Consider the following 25283-nt stretch of genomic DNA (forward strand, 5'->3'; position numbering starts at 1 on the left):
CGCCCGGCGATCAGCCGCAGATCCTTGGGCACCTGGTCGATCGCGATGCGCACGGGAATACGCTGGGCCAGGCGCACCCAGTTGAACGCGGGATTGATGTTGGGCAGCAGATGCAGGCCGTCGGCGCGATCGCGATCCTCGATGCCCGCCGCGATGCTTTCGATGTGCCCGGTCATCGTTCCGGGCTCACCCATGATGCGCAGGTCGACGCGCTGTCCGATCCTGACGCGTCTGAGTTTGGTCTCTTCGAAATAAGCTGCAACGTGGTAAGAGCTGCCATCCACCAGTGACAACACCGGCCGTCCCGCGGCCACGTAGTCCCCGACCCGCACGCTGCGATCGCTCAGAAAGCCATTCACCGGGCTGACGACGACCGTCCGATCGAGGTTGAGCTGCGCGACGTCGAGCGCCGCCTCCGCGGTGTCGACAGCAGCCTGCGCCTGTTCCAATTTCGCGTGGCCTTGCTCGACGAGTTCGCGGGAAATTAGGTCCCTCAGCGTGTGATCGCGCTCGGCCTCACGACGCGCCTGTGCGAGCAGCGCGCGGCGTTCCATCAAGGCGCTGCTGGCCTGGCGCAGTGCCAGCACGTATCGCGTACGGTCGATGATGAACAGCACTTGCTCGCGCTGCACGGCCTGGTTGTCGGTGACCGCGAGTTCGGTCACCGGACCCGACACGTCGGGAGCCACCTGGATCACATCGGCGCCGATGCGCGCGTCGCGCGTCCAGGGTTCGTCGTGATAGTAGTGCAGCAGGTGCAGGGCGATGACCGCGGCGCCGGCGACGCTGACCAGCGTCAACAGCAGAGGTGCCGCTTTGCGCAGGAGTTTTTTCACAAGGATGGGATGCGGGTGGCGAGGGCGACCAGGCCGCCGAGGATGGCGACGAACAGCGCCAGGTTGAACAGGGCCGGATGCCAGACCCAGCGATAGAAGCCGACGCGCAGCAACACCAGGCGCAGGCCGGCCTTGGTGGCATAGGCCATCGCCATGTAGGCCAACAGCATCGGAAAGAACACTCCGTAGAGATCGAGGTCGGCATTCATGGCACAGCGATGGGAAGTGCCGACGCCTGAGGCTGCGGCGGTTCTGGTGAGATCTCGGGATCGGTCGGCCTTTCAGGGAGAAAAGCCAGCCTAAGGCCGATCACGGCCTGCGCGGCTAAGAACTCGTGTGGGCCGCGCGAGTCAAGCAGTGCACGCGCCAGGCCCCTGCATTCGACGCTCAGCGACGAAGGCGCCTCGTGTTCGTCACCAGGCTCGTCAAAGAAGCTGCGAACCCGGTTCATCATCGCATCGACACCCTGACGAAGATCGGCGGGCAGTTGCCGCTTGAGTGTTTGGATCTCCGACAGGACCAAGCCGACGCGGACATCGCGAATCGCATCGAGACCGTGGCCATCGGCGAGCAGGCATTGCCGGGGCAGTAACTGGCCCAGGCGATCGAGCAGACGGGCCTGGATGACTTGCCGACCGTCGTCCGCGAGCTTGGATGCCATCAGGCACAGATCGTGATGGTTCGCTTTGGCCAGGCGGCGTGCGGCGAATTCCGTCCCGAACGGCCGCGTCACCAGCGTCCAGGTCAGCGCGAACACCAGGCCGACAATGGAGGCGATCGCGTTGCTGGTAAAGGACTCGAAGTCGCCCGCATAGCCGTTGTTCAAGGTGATGGCGCTGATGGAGCCCGACGTGAACAGCAGCACCGACACGTTGTGTTGCGGCTGATTGGTGAAGGCACCGGCGATGAGCAGAGGCGGCGCCAAGGCAAGCAGCAGGATCTCAAAGGTTTCGATGCCGGGCAGGATCGCGAACATATAGATCAGCGCGGTGGCCAGGACGATGTATTCCCAGAACAGGAAGCGGCTGATCTGCGGTGCCGGGCTGTCGGATGCCGCGAAGAAAGCGCAGGACACCGAGACCAGCATCACGCCGCCCGCGCCGATGACTGAGCCCGAGGAAATCCAGATCAGGCTGGCTGCTGCAGTGGCCAGCGCGGCGGATCCCGCGGCGAACAACAGGAGGCCATGATCGTAATGAGGCTCATGCACCAGCCGGCGTCTGAGGCGGAATGCGGGCGATGATCTCGTAACTACTGCATCGACGATCGCTGCGCGCAGCTCCAGGCAATCCAGCCAGAGCCGGAGCAGCTCGTCCAGCCGGGTCAGGGCCAGCGCGCGGATCGCGGAGACTTCACCTCGTGCATTGTCCGCCAGCGCAAGTTGACGCCCGCATTCGGCCAGCAGGTGCTCACCGCCGGCGGTGCCGATCTGGTCCCGACGCATCCATGCGGTGACCTCGGATACGAGTTCGAAAACGTCTCTCGATTCGTTTTGGGCAGGCCCACTCGCCAATGCCGCCAGCGGATCCAGAAGGGCCGACACCTGCGGAATCAGCATGGCAGCACATAGTCGGATTTCCTGGGCGAGTACGGCCTGCCGATGATGCGTGGTGTCGTAGGCGAGGTGCCTGGTCAAGGCGTCCATTGATGCGATGTCGGCCAGGAACGGCGGATGCGGTATTGACGCCTGATTCCAGCCGGCCTGCAGGCAGGCCCGAGCCCATTCGGCCGCATCGCCGAGTAGGCGGTCGATCTGCGGATTCAGCACCGAGGCGACGCGGCGCGGGAACAACGTCGTGTTGACGAGACTGGCGCAGATGATGCCGAGCACGATCTCCTCGCTCCGCGCCAGGGCCACGTCGAAAACCGTTTCGGGATTCGTCAGCGTCGGCAAGGCGATCAACGGCAGGCTGTAGGTGGCCAGCATGAAGACGTAGCTGCGCGGCGTGCGATCCAGCAGCGCCAGGTACAGAAAAACACCGACCCAGCCGGAGATCAGCAGGCTCAGAACGATCGGTGTATTGACGAAGGCCGGCACCAGCGCGACGGCGCCACAGGCGCCGATGAGGGTTCCCAGCACGCGGTACACGGCCTTCGAGCGCGTGCTGCCCGACAGAGGATGCGACACGACGTAAACCGTTGCCACGCACCAGTACGGATTGGGCAGGGACAGGGAAAGCGCGATGTACAGGGCCAGGGCGGCCGCGGCGAAGGCCTTGCCCGAATAAAGCCAGTCGCGGGCATCCGGCAGGTTCATGTCGCTGGGTTTTTCTTCCTGGGATCGTCGCGCTCGAATGCTTCCGCTGCCTCCAGCAGAGCCTGCTGCACCCGCACCGCGGCGGCGATGTCTGCCTCGGGCAGATGGCCCAGCGCTGTCTGGCGCAGCTTGACCATGTGCTGCTCCATCTGCTGGTACAGCGCGTCGCCGGCATTGGTCAGCCAGAGCCGCTTAGCGCGCCGGTCGGTTTCATCGGGCTCCCGTCTGACGAGCCCGGAATCGGCGAGTTGATCGATCAGCCGAACGAGAGATGGGCCGACGACGCCGACTTGTTCGGCCAGCGCCACCTGATTGATGCCCTGATTGCGCCCGATCAAGATCAGGGGCGATGCGCAGGTGGCCGAGATGTCGAGCTCGTCCAGCGAGATGTCGAGGATGCGCATCCATTGCCGGCTGGTCCGCGGAAGTGCCGCGGTGAAAGCGGCCAGAAGCTTGTCGATTTGATACATTCCTAAAATGATAGGATTCAAATCATTTCAATGCAACTTAATTGACGCGGATCTCTTTGTGCTGTCGGAGCGCGTCAGGGGGACGCCTCGTGGCGACGGCGGTGTTTAGGCTTTAAATGGAGTCGGCGTCTTCGGGCGACGTGGTGCCGCCGAATTCGGCAAGGGCTTTCTTGATGCCCGCCAGCACCCGCAGCAGTTCCTCGCGCTCGCTCAACGACATGAAAGCCAGCACACGGTCGTTGAACTTGGCTTCTTCCTGAACCAGCGTCTTCATGATCTGGCGTCCGGCCTTGAGCATGTAGACCCGTTTGACGCGTTTGTCGATCGCGTCGGAGCGGCGCTCAACCAAGTTCGCCGCCTCCAGCCGCTCGAGCAGCGGGCCTACTGCGGCCTTGCCGACGTTGAGCACGTCAGCAAGTTGTGTCTGCATCATGCCGTCCGAGCGAGAGAGATGGGCCATCACCCACCACTGTGCCCGGGTGATGCCGACCGGCTTCATGATCTGGTCGTAGGCGCTGCGACGCATGCGCGACACGTCGTGTATGTGAAACGCGATACGAATATTGAGTGGCAGAGAGTCGTCTGCGATCGCCCGCCACGAGGTCCACGGCACCATCAGGTTGCCACCGGAGCCTTCGGCTTCAGGATTTGCAGCCGCTTTCTTGCTCTTGACTGACAGGGTCTTGCCGCCTTTCTTCTTAGTGTCGACGGACTTGTTCGCCTTCGTAGAGGTCGTGCCGGTCGTTTTTCGGGTCGCCATTATTGGGGTTGCTGCAAGGCCGGGTGCTGATGTGTAACCACATGATAACGAACGACCCAAGCTGTGCGTCGTTTTGACGCCAAGGCCCTATCGAGCTTGAGAAAGGATGGTCGGTTGTGATCCGATGCCGCGCCGGAGGCCGTGCGACGATGGCTGCCCGTTTCTCGCGCTGCTCGGTCCGAACTACAAGCGAGTGGAGGCGGCTCAAGTGCGTTTTCTCTGGTGCATCGGCCAGCAGCATCTCAACCATCGTGGCATCCTGCATGGCGGTGCTTTGTCGGGATTGCTGGCCGCCGTTCACACCAGGTTTCGCCGCCCAAGCAAAGCTAGCCGAGCGGCGCCTGCAATGCCCTTTGCAGCGCGTCGAAAGCTTCGCTGCGATTCAACAGGTCCAGATGGTTCATGCCAAAGCCGATCCACTGCCATTCGGGATCGAAACTCAGGCTGCGAGCGCTGTCGGCGTCGTCGCCGAGCGCACTCGCAACCGGCACCAGCCCGTCGCCGAGCAGGCGATCGTTGAGATCACCGGCGCGCTGGCCGGTGGTGGCGGCCAGCGCCGCGCAGTGCACGTTCGCCGGCAGCGGCAGGGCTTGCGGACGGCGTGTGCTGCGATCAAAGCGGTCGGTGTCGGCCCAGTCTTCGTCGATCAGGTTGCCGTGACGCAGGTCGGTGATCCCGGCGCTGCGCAGCTTGCCGAGCCCGGCCAGCGGCGCGCTGTAAGGGCTGATGTTGAGCAGCATCTGCAGACCGCTGCCACCGCGCTCCAGCGGCGCGCCCAGATGCGGTGTGCCGAGGAAGATCAGGCGGCGCAGACGCCGCGGCCAGCGATGCCCGGCGAGCGCCGCGTAGTGACAGGCGCTGCGAGCCAGCAGCCCGCCCATGCTGAAGCCGATGATGGCCAGTTCTTCGACCGGCACCGCGGACTGCTCGATGAAGCGCTCCAGCAACTCGGACAATTCGCGGCCGTTGAGCGACACGTGACGGCCGCTGTTGTAGCGCAGATACGCGGCTTCGTAGCCGAGCGCCTCAGCCAGCGCGGCGCCGTGGTCGTGGCCGTCGCGCCGCCATTGCCGATCGGTCATGCACAGGCCGTGAATCAGCAGCAGCACACGCGGTTTCTGCGCTTGATCCAGGCGAATGCCGTCGCGGCGGATCTCCATGTCCGTGGCCAGCGGATTGCCGGTTGCGGCCAGGTAATCGCCGAGCACGCCGTTGATTGCTCCGACGAGGGCGTCGCGGCCGAGGCCGCCATCTTGCAGGCCCGCGGCGTCGATCAGCGGCTGCAATTGCGCCAAGGCCAGATCCAGGCCCGATCCGACCCAGCCGGTGACCGTGCGGATGCTGCTGTAGACCAGCCCGGTGATGCCGCGAGTGCGGCCCGGCGGCACTTCGCCGAAAATCCAGGGCGCGCGCGAAATATTGCGGTGCATGTCTTCGACGATATGGGTGATCGCCAAAGTCGCCTTGACGGCCAGTTGAGTGGCGCCGCGGATATCGGAGGAGAGAATGGCAGCACTCGCGGGCTAAGTGCCTCGGTTCCCAAGTACGATCACGAATCCGCGGCGGACTTTCGCGCCTGGCGGCGTTGCGACTCCTCGCCATAGCGGGGCTATGCCTCGTCGTCGCGCCTTGCCAGTCGCAAAACTCCGCGTGCGCCTTCGTGACCGTACTTGGGAACCGAGGCACTAAGGAATCAGGCCCGCAGTGTCCGGCTCAAGCCGGGCGCGGTGCAAGAAAGCGTAGCCACCAGATGCCGGCGCGGCGGCCAAGCCGCGGGCAGGGTTCTTGCTGTGAAACCGATTATGAAACCGACCATGAAACCAGCAGGCAAAAAAAACCGCGGCACGAGGCCGCGGTTCTTAATTAAGTCGGTTAAGACTTAGAGCGGGCGAATCTGCGTCGCCTGCATGCCCTTCTGGCCGCGCGCGGCGGTGTACTCGACGCGCTGGCCTTCTTTCAGGGTCTTGAAACCGGAACCCTGGATTTCCTTGAAGTGTGCGAAGAGATCTTCGCCGCCGTCGGCCGGGGTGATAAAGCCGAAGCCCTTGGCGTCATTGAACCACTTCACGGTGCCGGTAGAAACATTGCTCATTGATACATTCCTCTTGATAAATACGGGTAAAAACCACCCGAGGGGTGCAAGCGATCAAGGAACGCATCGAGGGATCTGAAGGCCACCAAACCGGTGAATGTTTGGCGCTGGGAAGCCACACTGTGCAAACTTGAAGCGACTGCGGCAGCCACCATACGCTCCCCGAAAGCGGATGTCGATAGCCCCTCGTCGCCTGCTTTACCGGTCCACCGCGCCGCGGAACGGGGCCAAGGCCACGCTCCGCGACCAGTCCGGCTAGCTTTGCAGCGTCGCGTCCAGCGTGATCTTCGCGTTCAGCACCTTGGAGATCGGGCAGCCGGCCTTGGCGCCGGCGGCGATCTCATCGAACTGGGCTTTCTCGATGCCTGGAATCTTTGCCTTCAGGATCAGGTGGCTGGACGTCACCGCGTAGCCTTCGCCGAGCTTGTCGAGCGTGACTTCGGCATGGGTTTCGATCGTGTCGGGCGTAAAGCCGGCCTGGCCCAGTGCCAGTGACAGCGCCATCGAGAAGCAGGCCGCATGCGCCGCGCCGAGCAGCTCTTCTGGATTGGTGCCGGGGCCGTTTTCGAATCGGGACTTGAAGCCGTAGGGCGCGTCCTTGAGCACCCCGGTTTCGGTGGAGATGGCGCCGCCGCCTTCCTTGATGCTGCCTTTCCAGACTGCCCATGCTTTCTTCTTAATGCAGGTTCTCCTTATTACCGTTGAACTTGTGCGGTTGAACGTTCCATCGCGTAGTCACCGAGTCTGGGAAATGGGTGGTGAGCCTGCGGTGAATGGCCTTTCGTCCGGTTCAAGTCCGCCTCCGACAGGCCGATACCGTTCGAACTGAGGCTAAACGGGGAGCGGGCTGTGCTAGGGAAACCGAGGCTGGGAAGGACGGCGGCGGTTTTGCTGTTGTCGGTGGCCGCGACTGGGGCGGCGGCCGGCTCCGATTCCCTGCCATCGCGGCTGATCCTGCGTTATCAAGCTTCCAGCGATCCGGACTACAGGCTCGCAACTGCAAGCGCAACGCAGGCTCGCATCGACCGCGTGTCGGTGCTGGCCGGCCGGCCCCTGAAATTGCTGCGCACGCTGGCAACCGGAGCCTTGCTGGTCGATGTCGGCGATTCGTCCGGACTCGATGCCGCCGCCCTGGAACAGCTGGCGGACCGGCTCCGGCGCCGCGCCCCGGCCGGGCTGTTGTCGGTGGAGCCCGACCGCCGCATGCAGGCGGCGCTGACGCCCAACGACCCGTACCTCGGCAACCAATGGGCACTGGCCGGCCCGGCGCAGAGCAACGGTACCGCCGGCGTCAATGCCTTCCCGGCCTGGGACATCACCACGGGTGCCGGCGCCGTGGTTGCGGTGATCGACACCGGCTACCGCCCGCATGCCGACCTGGCCAGCCAGGTCGTTGCCCAGTACGACTTCATCTCCGACACCAGCAACAGCAACGACGGCAACGGCCGCGATGCCGACGCCCAGGACCCGGGCGACTACCGTACCTCGGGCCAGTGCGGCGGCTCGGCCAGCACCAGCAGCTGGCACGGCACGCACGTCGCCGGCACCATCGCGGCGATCACCAACAACTCGCTCGGCGTCGCCGGTGTCGCCTTCGGCTCAAAACTGGTGATCGCGCGCGTGCTCGGCGCCTGCGGCGGCTATACCTCGGACATCAGCGACGCGATCGTCTGGGCCTCCGGCGGCAGCGTGTCCGGTGTGCCGACCAATCCGCAGCCGGCGAACGTGATCAACATGAGCCTGGGCGGCGGCTATCCGTGCTCGGCCTCGCCGGAGCTGCAGACTGCGATCAGCAGCGCGCGCAGCCGCAACACCAGCGTGGTCGTCGCGGCCGGAAATTCGGCGATGGATGCGAGCAACTTCTCGCCGGCGAGCTGCAGCGGCGTGATCGCCGTCGCCAGCGTCGGCGAGACCGGCGCGCGTGCCTACTATTCCAACTACGGCAATGTCGTCGACATCGCCGCGCCCGGCGGCGACTCGAGCGTCGGCACCACGATTCTGTCGACCTACAACAACGGCGCGACCACGCCCGGCGCCGATTCGTATGCGTACTTGCAAGGCACCAGCATGGCCTCGCCCAATGCTGCGGGCGTGGTCGCGCTGCTGTATTCGTTGCAGCCGGCACTGACGCCGGACGAGGCCGAGACGGCGATCACCAGCACGGCTCGCGCGTTCACCGCCAGCTGCAGCGGCTGCGGCGCGGGGCTGATCGACGCGACGCTCGCGCTGGGCGCGATCACACCCGGCCCCGGCTCGCTGAGCTTCGGCAGTGCCAGTTACGGCGTCGCCGAGAATGTCGGCACCGCGAGCATCAGCGTGCTGCGCGGCGGTGGCAGTGCCGGCGCTATCAGCGTCGCGTACGCTACAGCCAACGGCACGGCGACCGCCGGCAGCGATTACGGCGCCAGCAGCGGCACGCTGTCCTGGGCCGACGGCGACAACACCGCCAAAACCATCAGCGTTGCGGTCATCGACGATGCCGCCGCGGAGGCAACGGAAACGGTGACGCTGTCGCTGTCCTCGCCCGGCGGCGGCGCAACGCTGGGCTCGACCCGGAATGCGACGCTGTCGATCACCGACAACGACAGCGCGCCGGGTAGCTTGGCGCTGTCATCGGCTGCCTATAGCCTGGCCGAGAATGGCGGCAGCGTGACCATAACGGTAACGCGCAGCGGCGGCTCCAACGGCGCGGCCTCGGTTGATTACGCGAGCGCCAACGGCAGCGCCGCCGCCGGCAGCGACTACACGGCCAAGAGCGGAACCCTGACCTGGGCCTCGCGCGATGCGGCCAGCAAGACCTTCACGATAGTGATCGCCAACGACACGCTGTCGGAGAGCAACGAAACGCTGCAGGTCCGCCTGAGCGCGGCCAGCGGCGCCAGCCTCGGCAGCCCGGCGACCGCGACCGTCACGATCAACGACGACGACACCAGCACCGCGGCCGGCAATCTGGCATTTTCCAGTTCGAGCTGGACGGCCGCGGAGAACGCGGGCGTTGCGACGATTACGGTCAAGCGATCCGGCGGCAGTGCGGGCGCGGTCACGGTCGGCTATGCCTCGTCCAACGGCACCGCGACCGCTGGCAGTGACTACACCGCAGTCAGCGGCACGCTGTCCTGGGCCAATGGCGACGCGGCCAACAAGACGTTCGCGCTGCCGATCAGCGACGACGCCGCCGCCGAGGCGAACGAGACGGTCAATTTCACCTTGAGCGCGCCCACCGGCGGCGCGACGCTGGGCACGACCAAGACTTCGCTGCTGAGCATCACTGACAACGACGGCGCGCCAGGCAGCATCGCGGTGGGGTCGGCGACCTACAGCGTGCTCGAATCGGCGGGCTCGGTCGCGATCACCGTCACGCGTACTGGCGGCAGCACCGGCTCGGCTTCCATCGACTACGCGACCGCCAACGGCTCGGCCGTGGCCGGCAGCGACTACACGGCCAAGAGCGGCACGCTGACCTGGGCCAGCGGCGACGCGGCCAGCAAGACTTTCACGATCGCGATTGCCAACGACACGCTGTCGGAGAGCAACGAGACGCTGCAGGTCCGACTCAGCTCGGCCACCGGTGCGAGCCTCGGCAGCCCGGCGACCGCGACGGTCACGATCACCGACGACGACACCGGCACCACCGCCGGCAATCTGGCATTTTCCAGTTCGAGTTGGACGGCCGCGGAGAACGCGGGCGTGGCGACGATCACGGTCAAGCGATCCGGCGGCAGTGCCGGCGCGGTCACGGTCGGCTATGCCTCGTCGAATGGCAGCGCGACCGCCGGCAGCGACTACAGTGCGGTCAGCGGCACGCTGTCCTGGGCCAATGGCGACGCGGCCAACAAGACGTTCACGCTGCCGATCAGCGACGACGCTGCTGCCGAGGCGAACGAGACGGTCAACTTCACGCTGAGCGCGCCCACCGGCGGCGCGACGCTGGGCACGACCAAGACTTCATTGCTGACCATCACCGACAACGATGGTGCGCCGGGCACGATCGCGCTGTCGTCGGCGACCTACGGTATTTCGGAAGCCGGTGGCTCGGTGACGATCACGGTCAGCCGCTCCGGCGGCGCCACCGGCTCGGCCTCGATCGATTACACCACCGCCAACGGCTCGGCCGTGGCCGGCAGCGACTACACGGCCAAGAGCGGGACGCTGACCTGGGCCAATGGCGATGCGGCGAACAAGACTTTCACTGTGGTGATCGCCAACGACACACTCAGGGAAACTGCTGAAACCCTGCAGGTTCGCCTCAGCGGCGCGGTGACCGCGACATTGGGCAGCCCTGCCAGCGCGACCGTCACGATCACCGACAACGATTGACGGAGCACTTGCGATCGCGGCGGCGGCAGGCGCCAAATCTGGCATGCCCCAACAAAAGCCTGCTGCCATGTCCACCCAGATCGACGCCTTGATCAATCTGTTCGCCGGCACCGCGCGGCTATGGCGCGGCACGCTCGCCCATCGGCACACCGAGCCGCCGGCGAAAATGCTGAAGCTCTACGACATCGAAGCCTGCTCATACTGCCGCCTGGTGCGCGAGACGCTGACCGAGCTGGATCTCGACGCGATGATCCTGCCCTGCCCGAAGAACGGCACGCGCTTTCGCGGCGAGGCGAGAGCGGTCGGCGGTAAAACCCAGTTCCCCTTGCTGGTTGACGACAACACCGGCACGGTGCTCTACGAATCCGCGGACATCATCGACTACTTGCACCGCCGCTACGCACGCGGCAAGCGTCGCAGCGCTCTGCTGCATCCGCTGGCGGTGCTGAGTTCGCAGGCTGCGTCGGTGCTGATGATCCGTGCAGGCGGATTCACCGGCATGCGCGCGCTGCCGTCGCGCGCGCCCGCGCAGCCGCTGGAGCTGTTCAGTTTCGAGGCCAGCCCGTTCTCCAAGCCGGTACGTGCCCGCATGTGCGAGCTTGAGTTGCCGTATCGGCTGCGCAACACCGGCAAGGGTGGCTGGAAAGACTTCGGTCCGCCGGGTTTTCGCGACACGCTGTTCAAGGGCGAGATGCGCACTACGCGCAATCGCCGCTGGCTCGCCGACAACACCGGCCAGGTGCAGGTGCCGTATCTGATCGACGACAACACCGGCACCGCGATGTACGAGTCGGGCGACATACTCAAGTACCTGGATCGCACCTATCTGCTGCATAAGGACTAGCCCGCTCTCGATGCGAAGCTGAGCGACAACTGAAGGCTCGGCTCAGTTCGAGTTCATCGCATCCCTCTATGTTGCAGGTACTGAACGCATCTGGCGTTCGTCGAAACAAGGTAGGAATTCCGATGAACAATTTAGCTGCTGGTATTGGTGGTGCCGTCGCCGTCGTGGTGATTGGCGCTTCGGCGATAGTGTTTGCGAACCGCTCGACCGGTGATGGCGACAGCACCCAGGTCGCTGCCGCCAACACCAGCCATACCGGCAGCCATACCGAATGCACGCAGGAAAAAGTCGTGACCAACAAGGAGTGGGGCGCCAAGTCGGTGGTCGGCACGCTGCTCGGCGGCGCTGCCGGCGGCGCACTCGGCCACCAGATCGGCGGCGGCCACGGCAAGGATGCCGCGACCGCGGTTGGCGCCGTCGGTGGCGCCTATGTCGGCCACGAAGTCGCGAACAAGAACTTCCCCGACCAGCAAGTGAGCTATCGCGAAAACTGCCGCAACGTTCCGGGCTGAACCCGGGGTCGCGCTTGCAATGCAAAAGGGTGAGCCATGATGGCTCGCCCTTTTTGTTGTCCGACGGATCGCCGGTTCGCCTGCATAATGTGAGCCGTGCATTCGCAGAGCCGTGTCGTGAGCCTGAGCATCAATCCCCATTTGTCGATCGGCCTGAGCGAGATCGAGCTGACATCGACTCGTTCGCAGGGCAACGGCGGACAGAACGTCAACAAGACCGAGTCGGCGGTGCAGCTGCGTTTCGACATCCAGGCTTCGTCGCTGCCGGGCGATGTGAAGCAGCGGCTGTTGAAGCGCCGCGACCAGCGCATCACCACCGAAGGGCAGGTGGTGATCAAGGCGCAGCAGTATCGCAGCCAGGACCAGAATCGCGCGGCTGCGCTGGAGCGCCTGCGCGTGATGATCGCCGCTGCCGCCGAAGTGCCGCGCGTGCGCAAGGCGACTCGGCCGACCGCCAGTTCCAAGCGCCGCCGCGTCGCCGACAAGCTGCATCAGGGCAAGATCAAGGCCCTGCGCAGCAGCAAGGACGATTGAGCTGCGACGCTCATCGCACCGGAAGATCAGCCGAAGCGGAACCCCGAAGTCGCAATCTTCCAGACCTGCTCGCCGAACACCCGCTGGCCGGTATCGTCAGCCGCAGCGCCGGCGACGACCATCAGCGGCAACAGATGTTCTTCGCGAGGATGCGCGGCGCGCGCCGATGGCGCGCGCTCCCATTCGCGCAGCAGGGCTTCGCGATCGGCGGATGTGTGCTGCGTCATCGCAGTGCTCAGCCAGCTGTCGAATTCGGCCGCGGCCTGTTCGCCGGCGCCGCCGTAGCCGCGCATGTTGTGATAGCTGTAGCCGCTGCCCACAATCAGCACGCCTTCGTCGCGCAGCGGCGCCAGAGCGCGGCCTGCCGCGATATGTTCGGCCGGGCTCAGCCCGCGTTTCAGTGACAGCTGCACGATCGGCACGTCGGCCTGCGGATAGATCAGCTTGAACGGGATGAAGACGCCGTGATCCCAGCCGCGCGCCGCATCGATCTGCGCGCTGAGCCCTGCACCGCTGAGCAGCGAGCTGATGCGCTGTGCGAGTTCAGGCGCGCCCGGCGCCGGATACCTCAGCTGGTACGTGTGCGGCGGAAAGCCCTGGTAGTCGTAGATCAGCGCCGGTTGCGCGGCGCCGGTCACCGAGAACGATGGCGCCTCCCAGTGCGCGGACACCACGATCACCGCTTTCGGCCTGGCGCCGACCTCGGCGCCGATGCGGCTCAGCCAGGCGCCGAGACTCTTCCAGGTATCCGGCGGATTCCAGTCCATGAAAAAACAGGGTCCGCCGCCATGCGGGATGAAGTAGGTTGGCAGACGCTCGCTGCTGATTTCGGTGTCGCTCATGGCGGTTTCTTACCAATGCTCGGATATCGCCGCAACGATGGGGACGTTCAGCCGTGGGGCAAGCCGCGCAGAAAATCGACGACGCTCTTGTTGAATGCATCATTCCTGTCGCCGGCGACCATGTGGCCGGCGCCGGCCACGTCGGCGACCTGCAGCTGCGGCAACAGCTGCCTGAATTCCTCGACGCCCGCCTGGCCGACGATGTCGCTCTCCATGCCGCGCACCAGCAAGGTCGGCACGTGCACGCCGCGACAGGCGGCGAGCATGAAACGCCCCATTTCAGGCGGCTCGGCGCGCTCCATCGATGAGATGAAGCGCGGGTCCCAGTGCCAGTGCAGGCGGCCATCGTCGCGCAGGCGCAGGTTCTTCATCAGGCCGCTGGGATCTTTCGGCCGCTTGCGCGTCGGGTAGTACGCGGCGACCGCGTCGGCCGCTTCTTCCAGGCTCGCGAAGCCCTGCGGATTCGCGCCCATGAATTCGCGGATTTTCTTCGAACCTTCGGCTTCGATTCGCGGCACTACGTCGACCATGACCAGCGCGCTGGCGATCGGCTCGGGGCTGTTGCCGATCAGGTACAGCGCGGTAGCGCCGCCCATCGACGCGCCGACCAGCGCCGGCAAACGCGGCAGCGTTGCGATCACCGCGCGCAGATCGTTCGCCTGTGATTTGAATGTGTAGTCGGCATCGGCGGGCCAGTCGCTGTCGCCATGGCCGCGCGCGTCCAGGCTGATCACGTAGAAGCCCTGCTCGATCAGCTCGTGTTGCGCGCGGCGCCAGGAGTGCCGCGTCTGCCCGCCGCCGTGCAGCAGGATCACCGCCGGCGCCGAGGGATCGCCGCCCACGTCGCCGCACAGGCTGATGCCGGCTCCGGCGTAGCGCTCGGTACGGATGAGGCTGGCGGCATGGGTCATCTTTGCGGTCCGGTTGCGTAGGGTGCCGCCATTGTAAGGCGGGCCGGCATTTCACTCTTGTGCTGCCGAGTCCGCCGCGCAAAGCTGGCGCCGATGATCTGCGGTTTGGGGACAGCAGCGTTTTTCCAAGGGGAAGCATGTCGAACATCGCCTTGCGCACGGCCTGGGCCTGCGCGCTGCTCGTGTCCAACGCCGCTGCGCAGCAGCAGGCCGAAGGGCTGCCGACGATAGCGGTCGGCGTCGAGGCGCAGACCTCGCCGATGCTCTCGCGTGCCGATGAAGCGGTCGCGGAGCCCGAAGAAGTCATCGTCACCGCGCAGAAGCGCTCGCAGAGCCTGCAGAGCGTGCCGCTGTCGGTTGGCGTGGTTGCAGCTGAAACTCTGGAGCAGAGCGGCAACTTCGACGCCGGCGCGCTGGAGAACTTCATCCCGAACGTCGAGATCGATATCGATCCGCAGGCGCCGGTGATCGGCATCCGCGGCTACGACACCGAGACCGACAATGTCGGCTTCGAGCCGGCGGTCGGCCTGGTGTTCGACGATCTCGCGCTGGGCCGCGCCGAGTTCATTCCCGATGGCCTGTTCGACATGGATCGCGTCGAAGTGCTGCGCGGGCCGCAGGGCACCTTGTTCGGTAAAAACACCATTGCCGGTGTGATCAACTTCCGAAGTTACGAGCCCGAGGACGCCCTTGCGGCCTCGCTGGCCCTGACCGGCGGCGACGATCCGCTGCAGCGCCGCGCCGAGGCGATGCTGAATGTGCCGATCGGCGAGCACTATGCGGCGCGTGCTGCCGGCGTGTACTGGGACCGCGAAGGCGATGTCGACAACAGCACGCTGAACCGTCACGAGAACACGCTCGGGCAGCGCGCTGCGCGGCTCAAGCTCGAAGGCGATCCCGGCGAGAACTGGCATGTCAGCCTGGCGGGCCAGTACTCCGACCTGCAGGTCGATTACGCGCCCTGGCAGCTGGATTCGGCGAGCCCGGCGGCGCTGCGTTATGCGCAGGGCTACGACAGCCGCACCGAGGACGATCCGCTCGACGCGCACACCGCGTTCAACACGCCGGGCTATGTCGACCGCTATTCCGATCTGGAGCGCGCGCTGGTCGATTACACGCTCGGTGATCTGTGGGGTTCGCATGGCGTCAAGCTGACCACGGTCGTCGGTCATGCCGGCTTCAATCTGGCGACGATCATCGACGCCGACGTCAGCGCGGCCGACATCATCACCACCGATTTCCGCGTCGACTACCAGCAGGATTCGGTGGAGTTGCGTCCCAGCGGCACCGCGGACTCGCTGTTCGGCCTTGCCGGCGAAGTCGAGTGGACGCTCGGTCTGTATGCTTTCCATTCCAAGCTCGAAAGCCACCTGGATGCGATTGCCGGCGACAACCTGGTCGATTTCGCCTTGAGTTCGGCCGGCCTGGAAGCGCTCGGCGCGCCCGATCTCGGGCCGCTGGGCACGATCATCGACAGCCTGCCGAACCTGCCCGGCGTGCCGATCAACGACAAGCTGCTGCGCGGCTTCTGGCAGGACACGCGTGGATTTCGACGGCGTGACCTACCAGACCTCGAACGCGGCGAAGGCGCAGCTGCAGGGCGTCGAGCTCGAGTCGCTGTGGCGGCCGGATATCGGCTGGTTCAACCTCGTCGCGTCGCTTGCGTTCTCCAAAGCCGAGTACGTGAAGTATCGCGACGCGCCCGCAGCCGGTGATGACGACAGCGGCTCGGACACCCAGGACCTGAGCGGCCGCACGCTGGCGAATGCGCCAACCGTCACCGGCACGCTGTCGCCGACGCTGGTGCTGGGCCTGCCCTGGAAGATCACGGCCCGTTTTGGCATCGATGTTGCGTATCGCGGCGATCAGTATTCCGCGGTCGACCTGGATTCGCACAGCTTCCAGAATGCATACACGCTGCTCGGCGCGCATCTGCTGCTGGGTTCCGACGACAAGCGCTGGAGCTTCGTCGTCAACGGCAACAATCTCACCGACAAGCGCACGCTGGATCTGGTGTTCGACAACAGTGTGTATGCGAACACGTATACCGCACAGCAGAGTCCGCTGCGCAGCGTGTCGGCGACGCTCAGGCTCGGCTTCTTTTAGCTGCCGTCATTCCCGCTTTAGCGGGAAAGACGCTATCGCGCTACTGCGCCGATGCGTCAAGAATCACGCAGTTGCGGCCTTGATGCTTGGCGCAGTACAGCGCGTGATCGGCGCGCACGACGACTTCGTCCACGGTCTCCGACGGGTGAAAATTCGCGATGCCGATGGACACTGTCACCACCAGTCCCGTCGCCGTCGCGGACCAGTCGTAGTCGGCTACGGTACGGCGCGCTCGCTCGCAGACCTCCTTGGCCGAGCCGACATGTTGGTTAGGTAAAACCAGGATGAATTCCTCACCGCCATAGCGGCCCAGCGTGTCGGTCGGCCGCAGACAGCCCTGCACCAGGGAAGTGAAAATCTTCAGCACCTGGTCGCCGGTGCCGTGACCGAAGCGGTCGTTGATCAACTTGAAATGATCCAGGTCCAGCATCGCCACGCTGAAGCCCTGCACCGCCGCGGCGGTGCGCCGTGCCTGCTCTTCCAGCTGCAGCCACAGCGGCCCGCGATTGAGCGCGCCGGTGAGCTCGTCACTGGCCAGGTGTTCGATCCGAGCCGCCGCGATCGCCAGCTGCTGGTTGCGCTCGATGAGCTTTTCGCGCACGGCGTTGCCATACAGGCCGACGAAAGTGCAGCGCAGGATCGCCGACATCAGCGCGATCCAGGCCAGCGCGAGTTGCGTCGCGTTTTCGCCCGGTAAGGTAAAGGCCGGGCCGATGTGGTTGAGCATGACGCCGGTGGCCATGCTCACCCCCAGCCAGGTCGCCAGTGTTATTCGCCAGCTCAGCCGCAGCGCGCCGAACGCGAATACGATGAACAGGTGATTGAGAAAATAGAATGCGAGTTCGGGCGCCAGCAGTGAAAAGCCGATCTCGACCGCCGCCGCCGACAGGATCTGCGCGACGGTCAGATAAGGATCGGCGAAGCGCTCGCTCCAGCCGTACCTGAGCAGCAGGAAAAATGTTCCCCAGCAAAGCGTCGAGACCAGCGCGTAGCCAATCGGGATGATGGCGTCCCCCAGGCCCTCGTCAACTAACAGCGCGAGCATCAGGGTATCGAAGGCGCTGCTGGCCGCCGCCAGCAGCACCATGTGTGCACGCAGCGTACGCCGCCGCGCCGGACTCTCGTTTGTGTATTCGCTGCCGGCTTCGACGGCGGCGACGTCGCTGATGAATCTTACGATGGTCTTGAAAGGCAATGAACGCTCCGCGTGCCCTTGCTCCGGCGGCCGGTAGCGGGGATGGCGACAGCCCGCCATGTCGCAGTATCGGCCGGAGTCCCCGGGCACTTTAACGTCGAGGCCCGGACGGGGCGGAATCGGGTTTCCGGCGGCGCCAGCGACACGAAAGATGGTGCCCGCACTCGCCCGCGAGCGGATGCGCCGCCGAGCTGTGCTAGCAGCAGACACAGGTCAACGCCGCGATAACGCCGCGATACGGCGCTGCTCGTCGTCGTCATAGCGACCGCTATGACTCCTCGTCCTCGCGCCTTGCCTGGCGTCATTTCCGGGGCAACGCGGGCGCGCAGAACTAACCAGAGGTTCCCTAAGCGGCGCCAGCAGCCTGTCGGGCTTGGGTGATCGCGCAGCCGCTTTTGCAGCCGATCAATCCCGGGTCCGACTGGCTGCTAGCAGGTTCGATCGCGGAGATCGTCGACGCCGGGCAGGGCCGGATCGGAGCAGCTCATCTCGGCCCGCTCATCGGCGGTTTCGGTCGGCTGAGGCAGCAGCGGCTTGATCTGCTGGCGCAGTTCGTCGCGCAGCTCCTGGCCGAGTTCGTGCAATGCGGCGTTGCCCTGGGCCGCGATCCACAGGCCGACGCCGCTGGCGGCGCGCGCGGTCACGCTATCCGCCGCCTGGGAGCCGAAGCTGGCGCACAGCAATGCGGCGACGGCGAGCGGGCGGATGCGGCGGGCGGTGTTCTGGGTCTGCTGGTTCATGGTCTTCTCCGGTCAGCTACACCGCCGATATTGCGAGGCGCGTGCCATCCGCAAAAAATAATTCAATATGCTGAAAACAAACAATAAAGTGCAAGATAGACGGCGAACTGCCGGTGTCCGCGGACACCGGGATGCGGCGCCGGCGTCCGCCGGCCGCGACCGCGGACGCTGCCGGGCGCGCCGCTTTTGCTTAACCTGCATGCGATCCATCCCAGCCAGCCGCGCATGTCCGCCACCGCCAGCAAAGAATCGAGCAGAGAACCCGACTTCAGCCAGTGCCGCATCGCGGTGCCGGAGACGCGCGAACTCGACGTGTTCAGCGCGCTGCTGGAACGGCGCGGCGCGCAGGTGCTGCGCTGCCCGCTGATCTCGATCCGCGACGCGCCCGATCCGGCGCCGGTGCTCGCCTGGATACGCGCGTTCACCGACGGCGCCTGCGACGACCTGGTGCTGCTGACCGGCGAAGGCCTGCGCCGCCTGCTCGGCTGCGCGCAGCGTCACGACCCGGCGCTGCATGCGGATTTCGTCGCGCGGCTGGCTCAGGTGCGCAAGATCACGCGCGGCCCCAAGCCCGGCCGCGCGCTGCGCGAGATCGGCTTGCGCAGTGATATCGAGGCTGCTGCGCCGACCACCGCCGGCGTGATCCAGACGCTGTCGACGCTGGACATGCGCGGCCGCCGCGTCGGCGTGCAGCTCTATGGCAGCGAGCCGAACCTGCCGCTGCAGCAGGCGATCGGCGCCGCCGGCGCGAGCCTGCTACTGGTATCGCCCTACGTGTACGCGGATGCGGTCGATCGCGATGCCGTGCTCGCGCTGATCGACGAGCTTGCCGGCGGCCGGGTGCAGGCGATCGCGTTCACCAGCATGGCCCAGGTCGATCGCCTGTATCGGGTCGCCGCCGAGTGCGCACGCGACGCCGAGCTGCAGCTGGGCCTGACGCGGACCGTGGTCGCCGCGGTCGGCCCGGTGGTCGCCGATGCGCTGGCCGCACGCGGCGTGCCGGTGCAGGCGATGCCGGACGGTGATTACTTCATGAAGCCGCTGATGCGCGCACTGGGCGCCGCGCTGCGCTGAGGTCGTATATTCGGCCAACAAATTCAAGACCGTCGAGGAGATCACGATGACCGACAGCCGCAAGCTGGTTTTCTTCCATTCGCCGAACACGCGTTCCAGCGGCGTCCGCATCCTGCTCGAAGAGCTGCACGCGGATCATGAAATGCGCGTGATCAACATGAAGGCCGGCCAGCAGCGCGCCGCCGATTATCTGGCGATCAATCCGATGGGCAAGGTGCCGGCGATCATGCACGGCGATGCACTGATCACCGAGCAGGCCGCGATCTATCAGTACCTGGCTGATCTGCATCCACAGGCCGGCCTCGCGCCGCCGATCGGTGATCCGCTGCGCGGGCCGTTCCTGCGCTGGCTCGCGTTCTATGGCGCGAGCTTCGAGCCGGCCGTGGTCGACCGCGCTCTCAAGCGCGAGCCGGCACCGCCGGCGATGTGCCCCTACGGCGACTACGACACCATGCTGAAGACCTTCGTTACGCAGTTGTCGAAAGGCGAGTACTTTCTCGGCCCGCAGTTCTCCGCGGTGGACGTGCTCTGGGGCGCGGCGCTGAAGTGGATGCTCGGCTTCAAGCTGCTGCCCGAAGATCCGCTGATCATCGAGTACAGCCAGCGCGTCAACGCGCGGCCCGCGTTCGTCAAAGTCGCGCGGCTCGAAAACGAACTCTCCGCGTCGCTGCCCGGCGCGTGAGCGGCGTGTGAGCGGCTACAGGCTATTCGGATCGCGACGCTCCGGTTCGGCGATCGCCGAGGCCGGGCTAGCGATCGCGGGTATCGACTATCGCCTGATCGACGCGGCGACCTGGCTGCCCGAATCCGCGCTGGCCGAGCTGCATCGCGTGAATCCGCTCGGCCAGATTCCGACCCTGGTTTTGCCGGGCGGCGAAGTGCTGACCGAGAGCGCTGCGATCCTGATCCATCTCGGCCTGATGCATCCGGCCTGCGGTCTGTTGCCGGACTCTGCAAGCGGCCGCGCGCATGTCATCCGCGGCCTGGTGTATCTCGCCGCCAATTGCTACTCCGCAATCAGCGTGATCGACTATCCGGAGCGCTGGTGCGCCGATGCCGACGACGACGAGCCGGCGAAGGAGCGCATCCGCCGCGGCACGCGCCAGCGTCTTTATCATCACTGGGAAATCTTCGCCGACGCATTCCTGCTCGATCGCTACCTGAGTGGTGCTGCGCCCGGTGCGCTGGACTGGATGGCCAGCGTGGTGTCGCGCTGGGCCGGAACCCGCAGTCATCTGCGCGAGGCGCGTCCGGCTTTTGCCACGCTGATGGACGAACTCGATCGGCATCCCGCCGTGACGGCGGTTTTCTCGCGGCACTGGGAAGAATGACAAGCGCGGTAGGTCAATCGCGGTAAAACAAGCGCAGTAAAAATCTGCATCACGCTAGGGGGAGAGATCATGCACATCGCAGCGAACATCATGGTGGCGCTGGTCGCGCTGCTGCACTTCTACTTTCTGATTCTGGAAATGTTCCTGTGGGACAAGCCGCGCGGACGGCGCATCTTCGGGCTGACCCAGGAGTTCGCGACCGCCTCCAAGGGCCTTGCCGCAAACCAGGGCCTGTACAACGGCTTTCTGGTCGCCGGCCTGGTCTGGGGGCTGGTGCAGGGCGCGGCCGGGCAGCCTGTCCAGCTGTTTTTCCTGGGCTGCGTGATCGTCGCCGGCGCATTCGGCGCGCTGACCGTGAACCGCAAGATCCTGTGGGTGCAGGCCGTGCCCGGCGCGATCGCGATGGGCCTGGTGCTCGCCTCATGATCCGGTCAAAGAAATGAAAAAGCTGATGCTGGTTTTCGTGATGCTGATCCTGCTCGGCTCGGCGCTGCTGACCTGGACGTTCACGCCGCTGAAGCTGCCGGTCGCCGAACTCGCCGACACCCGCCTGCCGATCGCGACGCCGCCTGCCGATATGAGCTTGAGCGCGCTGCCGACCGGCAGCATGGAATCCAGTGCCGGTTTTGCATTCCGCGGCGGCGATTTTCTGGAGAAGCGCGAGTTCTCGACCACCGCGGTGCTGATCCACCATCCACGCGGCGATCTGCTGTTCGACGCCGGCCTGGGCCGCGATGTCGATGCCCATATGCGGACCATGCCGCTGCTGATGCGCAAGTTCAGCAAGCTCACGCGCGGCACGCCGGCCGCGCAGCAGCTGAAAGCGCAGCACTACGATCTGAAGCAGCTGGCCGGCGTCGTGCTGACCCATGCGCACTGGGATCACATCAGCGGTGTCGCCGATCTGAGCGGCGTACCGGTGTGGATCAACGCGGACGAACATCGCTTCATCGACAGCGATGCGCCGATGGCCGCGCTGGCGCGCAGTTTCGGCGCGCTGCCGTACCAGGAATATGCGTTCGACGGCGGCCCCTACCTGGGGTTCGCGCATAGCTTCGATGTCTGGGGTGATGGGTCCATCGTGCTGGTGCCGGCGCCGGGCCACACGCCGGGCTCGATCATCGCCTTCATCGCGCTGCCGTCCGGCGCGCGCTATGCGCTGCTCGGCGATCTGGTGTGGCAGACCGAGGGCATCGCGATTCCGACCGAGCGCCCCTGGTTGCTGCGGCAGATGGTCGATGCGGATTCAGCGGCCGTGCGTGCAGGCATCGAGCACGTGGCCGCGATACACCAGTGCTTTCCGCAGTTCGAGCTGCTGCCGGCGCATGATGGGCGCGCGTTCGCGAAGCTGCCGGTGTATCCGGCGACGACGCAGTAGTCGTAGGTCGGCAATCCCTTGCCGACGTGAGGCCTCGGCTGCGCGTCGGGCTAAAACGTCGGCAAAGGATTGCCGACCTACGAACGGCGTCCCGTAGCAGCGGTCCTTGACCGCGATACTCAACGAGCCTTGCGAAAGGTCAGGTTGTAGCGCCAGCGTCCGCTCAAGGGATGCTCGCCTTCGGCCAGCGGCGCAACGCCGTGATGCACCAGCCGCGACGCTCCACCCCAGACCACGACGTCGCCGTGCACCAGGCGCAGCCGCCGCGCGCGATCCGCGCGTGCCAACCCGCCCCACAGGAAGGTCGCCGGCAGCCCCAGCGATATCGATACGATCGGCGCGGCAAGGTCACCTTCGTCGTGGTCGCGGTGCAGTGACATCCGCGCGCCGGGTTGGTAGAAATTGCACAGGCTGGCGTCGGGCGCGAAGCCCGCATAGCCGGCCGCATCGGCAGCCTCGCGCGCCAGCGACAGCAGGCTCGCGGGCATCGCCGGCCAGGGCTTGCCGGATTGCGGATCGCAGGGCTCGTAGCGATAGCCGCGCGTATCGCTGACCCAGCCCAGCGCGCCGCAATTGGTCATCGCAACCGACATGCGCTTGCCGCCGGGCACGATCAGATGTCGGGGCGCTGCGGCGGCGGCGATGGCGGCGATCTCCGCCAGCAGGACTGGCGCATGCGCGGCGGCATATCCGCGCAGCACCCAGGCGCCGTCAGCGAGAACTTCGCTGGCACCGGGGTCGGCGCCATCGAACAGATCGCCGGTCGGGCGGTACGGCCTGCGCTGCATCACTGCGTTCACTGCGTTCACGCGCCGTGCTGTTCCAGCAGTTGGCGGCCGAGATCGGTGACCACGTGCGTATGTCCCCAGCCGTGCATCAGCAGGCCTTTTTTCTCGAGCCGCGCCAGCGTCTCGATCGGCGCGGCTTGCGCCCGCTCGTCGCGCTCGTAGCGCGCCAGCCATAGCAGATCGATTTCGGTCAGTTCCTCGTTCATGCAGGGCTCCCGGTACTAAGGACAAGTTCGATGAGCACATGATCGCATGCGTGGCCTAGGGAACCTCTGATGAAGAAGATGAGCTGCGAAGTTGCGGTGATCGGTGCCGGGACCGCGGGCCTCGCTGCCAGCGGTGCGGCCAAGCGTGGCGGTGCCGACACGCTGCTGATCGAATCCGGCGTGCCCGGTACGAGTTGCGCGCGTATCGGCTGCATGCCTTCCAAGCTGCTGATAGCGGCCGCGCAGCTGGCCCACGGCTGCGGTAACGCCAGCGTGTTCGGCATCCAGACTGCGCCGATGCGCGTCGATGGTCGGGCGGTGATGGCGCGAGTGCGCACCGAGCGTGACCGCTTCGTTCGCGGAGTGCTTAAGGCTTACGAGGCGATCCCTCAGCACCAGCGCCTCGTCGGCCATGCGCGCTTTGTCGACGGCAACACGCTCAGGGTCGGCGAGCACACGCAGATACAGGCCAAGGCGATCGTCATCGCGACCGGTTCCAGATCGGACGTGCCGGCGATGTTCGAGGCGGTGCGTGATCGTGTGTTGACCAACGAGAATATTTTCGAGCTGACGAGCCTGCCGTCCTCGACGGCAGGCCGCGGTTCGATCGCGCGACGATGCGTTGCGGCGACAGTGTGATCTTCATTGCCGGCGACTGCGATCATGAGCGGCCGCTGCTGCATGAGGCCGTGGACGAAGGCGCTATCGCCGGACAGAACGCCGCGGCCTTCCCCGATGTGAAGCCGCATCCGCGGCGCGTTGCGATGTCGGTGACGTTCAGCGATCCGCAGATCGCGGTGATCGGCAATGTGACGCAGCCCGACCGCAAGATCGGAAAGCTCGATTTCGCCGATCAGGGGCGCGCACGGGTGATGAACAGAAACTGCGGGCTTCTGCAGGTATACGGCGATCCCGGCAGCGGATGCCTGATCGGTGCCGAGATGGTCGGCCCCTCGGCGGAACACATCGGCCATCTGCTCGCCTGGTCGGTGCAGCAGCGGCAGACGGTGCGTTCCCTGCTCGATATGCCTTTCTATCACCCGACGCTGGAAGAAGGCCTGCGCACGGCATTGCGCGATCTGTGCACGCAGATGAATGTCGCGGCCGCGGCCGCGGCCGACACAGACCAGCTCGAATACGGGCCGTGCGTCTAGTCCACTGAACCATCGAACCCGGCTTGAACTTCGCAGCTGACAACTGTCAAAAATCGCGAGCGTGGCAGGATGCCGCGCCGATCCCAGAAGCAATAACGAGGAGTAAATGTCATGGATGACACCGTCAAGATTCTGAATGGCCTGATCGAGACTTCCGAAGATGGCATGAAGGGCTTCAAAGAAGCGTCCGACAAGGCGGCCGCAGCCGAGCTGAAACAGCTGTTCTCGGAACGCGCGGGCAGCTGCAGCCAGAGCGTTCGCGAGCTGCAGACCCTGGTCACCGCCCTTGGCGGCGCGCCGGAGAAATCCGGCAGCGTTGCCGGTGCAGCGCATCGCGGCTGGGTCAAGATCAAGACCGCGGTCAGCGATAGCAATATCGCGGTGCTGGAGGAAGTCGAACGCGGTGAGGATCACGCCAAGGCGAATTACGGCAAGGCCCTGAAAGCCGAGCTGCCACCGCAAGTGCGTAGCGTCGTCGAGAAGCAGTATCACGGCGTGGTCGCCAACCACGACCACATCCGCGATCTGCGCGACCAGTACCGCGCGGCGGCGTAGGGCTGTCGTAGCTTGAGGGTAGGTTGGGGGTAGGTTGGGGTGAGCGCAGCGAACCCCAACGATCACCGCTGCGATTACGGAATCCAGTTCCAGACATCCGGCTGCGTTTCCAGCCAGTCGTGCGCGGTTTTCTTGCCGGCATGGTCGGTATCGTTGATCGAAAACACACCTTCAAAATCGGTGTTGTCGGTCTTGACTGCGTAGTCGTGCCTGGACGCTTCGTCTTTCAGAAACTTCAGGTAGTCGCCGATGTTGGCGTCATAGGCCTCGATCGCCTCGGCCGTGTTCTGTTCGAGCTGCAGCGCCCGGCTGCGATGACTCGGAAGGTGGACAGTGATGGTGGCACGCGCCATGGTCGCTCCTGGTTGAACCGCAGTTTCT

General features: G+C 65.4%; 26 protein-coding genes and 2 pseudogenes. 13 read left to right on the forward strand and 15 right to left on the reverse strand.

Translation table 11 applies throughout. The features are described from left to right. From JWQ90_RS04425 to JWQ90_RS04460, 8 genes are all read right to left on the reverse strand, one after another. A partial coding sequence (locus JWQ90_RS04425; RefSeq protein ID WP_299689985.1) for an HlyD family secretion protein occupies positions 1 to 836 on the reverse strand: 836 nt, incomplete at its 3' end. Next, positions 833 to 1045, reverse strand: a complete 213-nt coding sequence (locus JWQ90_RS04430; protein ID WP_299689988.1) for a DUF1656 domain-containing protein — start codon at positions 1043 to 1045, stop codon at positions 833 to 835. The genes JWQ90_RS04430 and JWQ90_RS04425, both read right to left, overlap by 4 nt. Beyond that, positions 1042 to 3093, reverse strand: coding sequence for an FUSC family protein (locus JWQ90_RS04435; RefSeq protein WP_299689991.1), 2052 nt, complete (start codon positions 3091 to 3093; stop codon positions 1042 to 1044). The genes JWQ90_RS04430 and JWQ90_RS04435 overlap by 4 nt, the downstream gene beginning before the upstream one ends. Continuing rightward, on the reverse strand, positions 3090 to 3563 hold the full coding sequence (locus JWQ90_RS04440; protein ID WP_299689994.1) for a MarR family transcriptional regulator: 474 nt from the start codon (positions 3561 to 3563) through the stop codon (positions 3090 to 3092). Before JWQ90_RS04440 ends, JWQ90_RS04435 begins: the two co-directional genes overlap by 4 nt. Positions 3564 to 3675: 112 nt before the next feature. After that, entirely contained in the window at positions 3676 to 4323 is a 648-nt protein-coding gene (locus JWQ90_RS04445) for a MarR family transcriptional regulator (RefSeq protein WP_299689997.1), read from the reverse strand. 326 nt (positions 4324 to 4649) lie between these two features. Further along, the gene (locus JWQ90_RS04450) at positions 4650 to 5780 is read right to left on the reverse strand and encodes a hypothetical protein (protein WP_299690000.1); all 1131 of its coding nucleotides are present in this window, start codon (positions 5778 to 5780) and stop codon (positions 4650 to 4652) included. Positions 5781 to 6202: 422 nt separating this feature from the next. Continuing rightward, on the reverse strand, positions 6203 to 6415 hold the full coding sequence (locus JWQ90_RS04455; RefSeq protein ID WP_072898255.1) for a cold-shock protein: 213 nt from the start codon (positions 6413 to 6415) through the stop codon (positions 6203 to 6205). Positions 6416 to 6670: 255 nt separating this feature from the next. Next, positions 6671 to 7096: an OsmC family protein gene (locus JWQ90_RS04460; protein ID WP_299690105.1), complete on the reverse strand. Its 426-nt coding sequence runs from the start codon at positions 7094 to 7096 to the stop codon at positions 6671 to 6673. A gap of 219 nt (positions 7097 to 7315) precedes the next feature. On the opposite strand from JWQ90_RS04460, the gene JWQ90_RS04465 reads away from it, so the two are divergent. From JWQ90_RS04465 to arfB, 4 genes are all read left to right on the forward strand, one after another. Then, positions 7316 to 10732, forward strand: a complete 3417-nt coding sequence (locus tag JWQ90_RS04465; RefSeq protein WP_299690007.1) for a Calx-beta domain-containing protein — start codon at positions 7316 to 7318, stop codon at positions 10730 to 10732. A 67-nt stretch (positions 10733 to 10799) separates the two neighbouring features. Continuing rightward, positions 10800 to 11576, forward strand: coding sequence for a glutathione S-transferase N-terminal domain-containing protein (locus JWQ90_RS04470; protein WP_299690010.1), 777 nt, complete (start codon positions 10800 to 10802; stop codon positions 11574 to 11576). A 122-nt stretch (positions 11577 to 11698) separates the two neighbouring features. Further along, positions 11699 to 12088, forward strand: a complete 390-nt coding sequence (locus JWQ90_RS04475; RefSeq protein ID WP_299690012.1) for a glycine zipper 2TM domain-containing protein — start codon at positions 11699 to 11701, stop codon at positions 12086 to 12088. A gap of 117 nt (positions 12089 to 12205) precedes the next feature. Next, the gene (arfB, locus tag JWQ90_RS04480) at positions 12206 to 12622 is read left to right on the forward strand and encodes an alternative ribosome rescue aminoacyl-tRNA hydrolase ArfB (RefSeq protein WP_366919435.1); all 417 of its coding nucleotides are present in this window, start codon (positions 12206 to 12208) and stop codon (positions 12620 to 12622) included. A gap of 26 nt (positions 12623 to 12648) precedes the next feature. Here the strand turns inward: arfB and JWQ90_RS04485 are convergent, their stop codons facing one another. Then, positions 12649 to 13464, reverse strand: coding sequence for a class III extradiol ring-cleavage dioxygenase (locus JWQ90_RS04485; protein ID WP_299690015.1), 816 nt, complete (start codon positions 13462 to 13464; stop codon positions 12649 to 12651). Between the two features lie 47 nt (positions 13465 to 13511). Then, complete coding sequence (locus JWQ90_RS04490; protein WP_299690018.1) at positions 13512 to 14375, reverse strand: alpha/beta hydrolase; 864 nt, start codon at positions 14373 to 14375, stop codon at positions 13512 to 13514. Between the two features lie 260 nt (positions 14376 to 14635). On the opposite strand from JWQ90_RS04490, the pseudogene JWQ90_RS04495 reads away from it, so the two are divergent. Together JWQ90_RS04495 and JWQ90_RS04500 are read left to right on the forward strand one after the other, a co-directional pair. After that, positions 14636 to 14971: pseudogene (locus JWQ90_RS04495) on the forward strand (TonB-dependent receptor); the annotation flags it as partial. A 961-nt stretch (positions 14972 to 15932) separates the two neighbouring features. Beyond that, positions 15933 to 16481 (forward strand): TonB-dependent receptor, encoded by a 549-nt coding sequence (locus JWQ90_RS04500; RefSeq protein ID WP_299690021.1) that lies wholly within the window; start codon positions 15933 to 15935, stop codon positions 16479 to 16481. 40 nt (positions 16482 to 16521) lie between these two features. Here JWQ90_RS04500 and JWQ90_RS04505 read toward each other — a convergent pair whose 3' ends face one another. Next, entirely contained in the window at positions 16522 to 17676 is a 1155-nt protein-coding gene (locus tag JWQ90_RS04505) for a sensor domain-containing diguanylate cyclase (protein ID WP_299690024.1), read from the reverse strand. A 428-nt stretch (positions 17677 to 18104) separates the two neighbouring features. Next, on the reverse strand, positions 18105 to 18416 hold the full coding sequence (locus JWQ90_RS04510; RefSeq protein WP_299690027.1) for a hypothetical protein: 312 nt from the start codon (positions 18414 to 18416) through the stop codon (positions 18105 to 18107). Positions 18417 to 18641: 225 nt separating this feature from the next. On the opposite strand from JWQ90_RS04510, the gene JWQ90_RS04515 reads away from it, so the two are divergent. The 5 genes from JWQ90_RS04515 (at position 18642) to JWQ90_RS04535 (ending at position 22199) form a co-directional block, all read left to right on the forward strand. Continuing rightward, the gene (locus JWQ90_RS04515; RefSeq protein ID WP_299690029.1) at positions 18642 to 19490 is read left to right on the forward strand and encodes a uroporphyrinogen-III synthase; all 849 of its coding nucleotides are present in this window, start codon (positions 18642 to 18644) and stop codon (positions 19488 to 19490) included. A 46-nt stretch (positions 19491 to 19536) separates the two neighbouring features. Continuing rightward, positions 19537 to 20172 carry a glutathione S-transferase family protein gene (locus tag JWQ90_RS04520; protein WP_299690032.1) on the forward strand — a complete coding sequence of 212 codons (636 nt, stop codon included), beginning with the start codon at positions 19537 to 19539 and terminating at the stop codon, positions 20170 to 20172. Between the two features lie 7 nt (positions 20173 to 20179). Next, the gene (locus tag JWQ90_RS04525) at positions 20180 to 20821 is read left to right on the forward strand and encodes a glutathione S-transferase family protein (RefSeq protein ID WP_299690035.1); all 642 of its coding nucleotides are present in this window, start codon (positions 20180 to 20182) and stop codon (positions 20819 to 20821) included. A 69-nt stretch (positions 20822 to 20890) separates the two neighbouring features. Further along, positions 20891 to 21247: a DUF1304 domain-containing protein gene (locus JWQ90_RS04530; protein WP_299690038.1), complete on the forward strand. Its 357-nt coding sequence runs from the start codon at positions 20891 to 20893 to the stop codon at positions 21245 to 21247. A 13-nt stretch (positions 21248 to 21260) separates the two neighbouring features. Further along, on the forward strand, positions 21261 to 22199 hold the full coding sequence (locus JWQ90_RS04535) for an MBL fold metallo-hydrolase (RefSeq protein WP_299690040.1): 939 nt from the start codon (positions 21261 to 21263) through the stop codon (positions 22197 to 22199). A 119-nt stretch (positions 22200 to 22318) separates the two neighbouring features. Here the strand turns inward: JWQ90_RS04535 and alkB are convergent, their stop codons facing one another. Together alkB and JWQ90_RS04545 are read right to left on the reverse strand one after the other, a co-directional pair. Further along, the gene (gene alkB / locus JWQ90_RS04540) at positions 22319 to 22987 is read right to left on the reverse strand and encodes a DNA oxidative demethylase AlkB (protein ID WP_366919436.1); all 669 of its coding nucleotides are present in this window, start codon (positions 22985 to 22987) and stop codon (positions 22319 to 22321) included. A 17-nt stretch (positions 22988 to 23004) separates the two neighbouring features. Beyond that, positions 23005 to 23193: a hypothetical protein gene (locus tag JWQ90_RS04545; RefSeq protein ID WP_299690046.1), complete on the reverse strand. Its 189-nt coding sequence runs from the start codon at positions 23191 to 23193 to the stop codon at positions 23005 to 23007. A gap of 69 nt (positions 23194 to 23262) precedes the next feature. Here JWQ90_RS04545 and JWQ90_RS29110 point away from each other — a divergent pair. Both JWQ90_RS29110 and JWQ90_RS04560 read left to right on the forward strand, forming a co-directional pair. Further along, positions 23263 to 24347: pseudogene (locus tag JWQ90_RS29110) on the forward strand (FAD-dependent oxidoreductase). A gap of 111 nt (positions 24348 to 24458) precedes the next feature. Then, entirely contained in the window at positions 24459 to 24902 is a 444-nt protein-coding gene (locus JWQ90_RS04560) for a PA2169 family four-helix-bundle protein (protein WP_299690055.1), read from the forward strand. A 74-nt stretch (positions 24903 to 24976) separates the two neighbouring features. Here JWQ90_RS04560 and JWQ90_RS04565 read toward each other — a convergent pair whose 3' ends face one another. Continuing rightward, positions 24977 to 25255: a hypothetical protein gene (locus tag JWQ90_RS04565; RefSeq protein WP_299690058.1), complete on the reverse strand. Its 279-nt coding sequence runs from the start codon at positions 25253 to 25255 to the stop codon at positions 24977 to 24979. Between the last annotated feature and the right edge of the window lie 28 nt (positions 25256 to 25283).

Origin of the sequence: Hydrocarboniphaga sp., from assembly GCF_028291725.1 — a bacterium.
GTDB lineage: Bacteria > Pseudomonadota > Gammaproteobacteria > Nevskiales > Nevskiaceae > Hydrocarboniphaga.

Coding starts and splice junctions, on each gene's coding strand:
- JWQ90_RS04560 (WP_299690055.1), top strand. CDS start 24,459: ATGGATGACACCGTCAAGATTCTGAATGGCCTGATCGAGACTTCCGAA.
- JWQ90_RS04485 (WP_299690015.1), bottom strand. CDS start 13,464: ATGAGCGACACCGAAATCAGCAGCGAGCGTCTGCCAACCTACTTCATC.
- JWQ90_RS04455 (WP_072898255.1), bottom strand. CDS start 6,415: ATGAGCAATGTTTCTACCGGCACCGTGAAGTGGTTCAATGACGCCAAG.
- JWQ90_RS04520 (WP_299690032.1), top strand. CDS start 19,537: ATGACCGACAGCCGCAAGCTGGTTTTCTTCCATTCGCCGAACACGCGT.
- JWQ90_RS04430 (WP_299689988.1), bottom strand. CDS start 1,045: ATGAATGCCGACCTCGATCTCTACGGAGTGTTCTTTCCGATGCTGTTG.
- JWQ90_RS04490 (WP_299690018.1), bottom strand. CDS start 14,375: ATGACCCATGCCGCCAGCCTCATCCGTACCGAGCGCTACGCCGGAGCC.
- JWQ90_RS04475 (WP_299690012.1), top strand. CDS start 11,699: ATGAACAATTTAGCTGCTGGTATTGGTGGTGCCGTCGCCGTCGTGGTG.
- JWQ90_RS04445 (WP_299689997.1), bottom strand. CDS start 4,323: ATGGCGACCCGAAAAACGACCGGCACGACCTCTACGAAGGCGAACAAG.
- JWQ90_RS04440 (WP_299689994.1), bottom strand. CDS start 3,563: ATGTATCAAATCGACAAGCTTCTGGCCGCTTTCACCGCGGCACTTCCG.
- JWQ90_RS04545 (WP_299690046.1), bottom strand. CDS start 23,193: ATGAACGAGGAACTGACCGAAATCGATCTGCTATGGCTGGCGCGCTAC.
- JWQ90_RS04565 (WP_299690058.1), bottom strand. CDS start 25,255: ATGGCGCGTGCCACCATCACTGTCCACCTTCCGAGTCATCGCAGCCGG.
- JWQ90_RS04530 (WP_299690038.1), top strand. CDS start 20,891: ATGCACATCGCAGCGAACATCATGGTGGCGCTGGTCGCGCTGCTGCAC.
- JWQ90_RS04510 (WP_299690027.1), bottom strand. CDS start 18,416: ATGAACCAGCAGACCCAGAACACCGCCCGCCGCATCCGCCCGCTCGCC.
- JWQ90_RS04535 (WP_299690040.1), top strand. CDS start 21,261: ATGAAAAAGCTGATGCTGGTTTTCGTGATGCTGATCCTGCTCGGCTCG.
- JWQ90_RS04515 (WP_299690029.1), top strand. CDS start 18,642: ATGTCCGCCACCGCCAGCAAAGAATCGAGCAGAGAACCCGACTTCAGC.
- JWQ90_RS04435 (WP_299689991.1), bottom strand. CDS start 3,093: ATGAACCTGCCGGATGCCCGCGACTGGCTTTATTCGGGCAAGGCCTTC.
- alkB (WP_366919436.1), bottom strand. CDS start 22,987: ATGCAGCGCAGGCCGTACCGCCCGACCGGCGATCTGTTCGATGGCGCC.
- JWQ90_RS04470 (WP_299690010.1), top strand. CDS start 10,800: ATGTCCACCCAGATCGACGCCTTGATCAATCTGTTCGCCGGCACCGCG.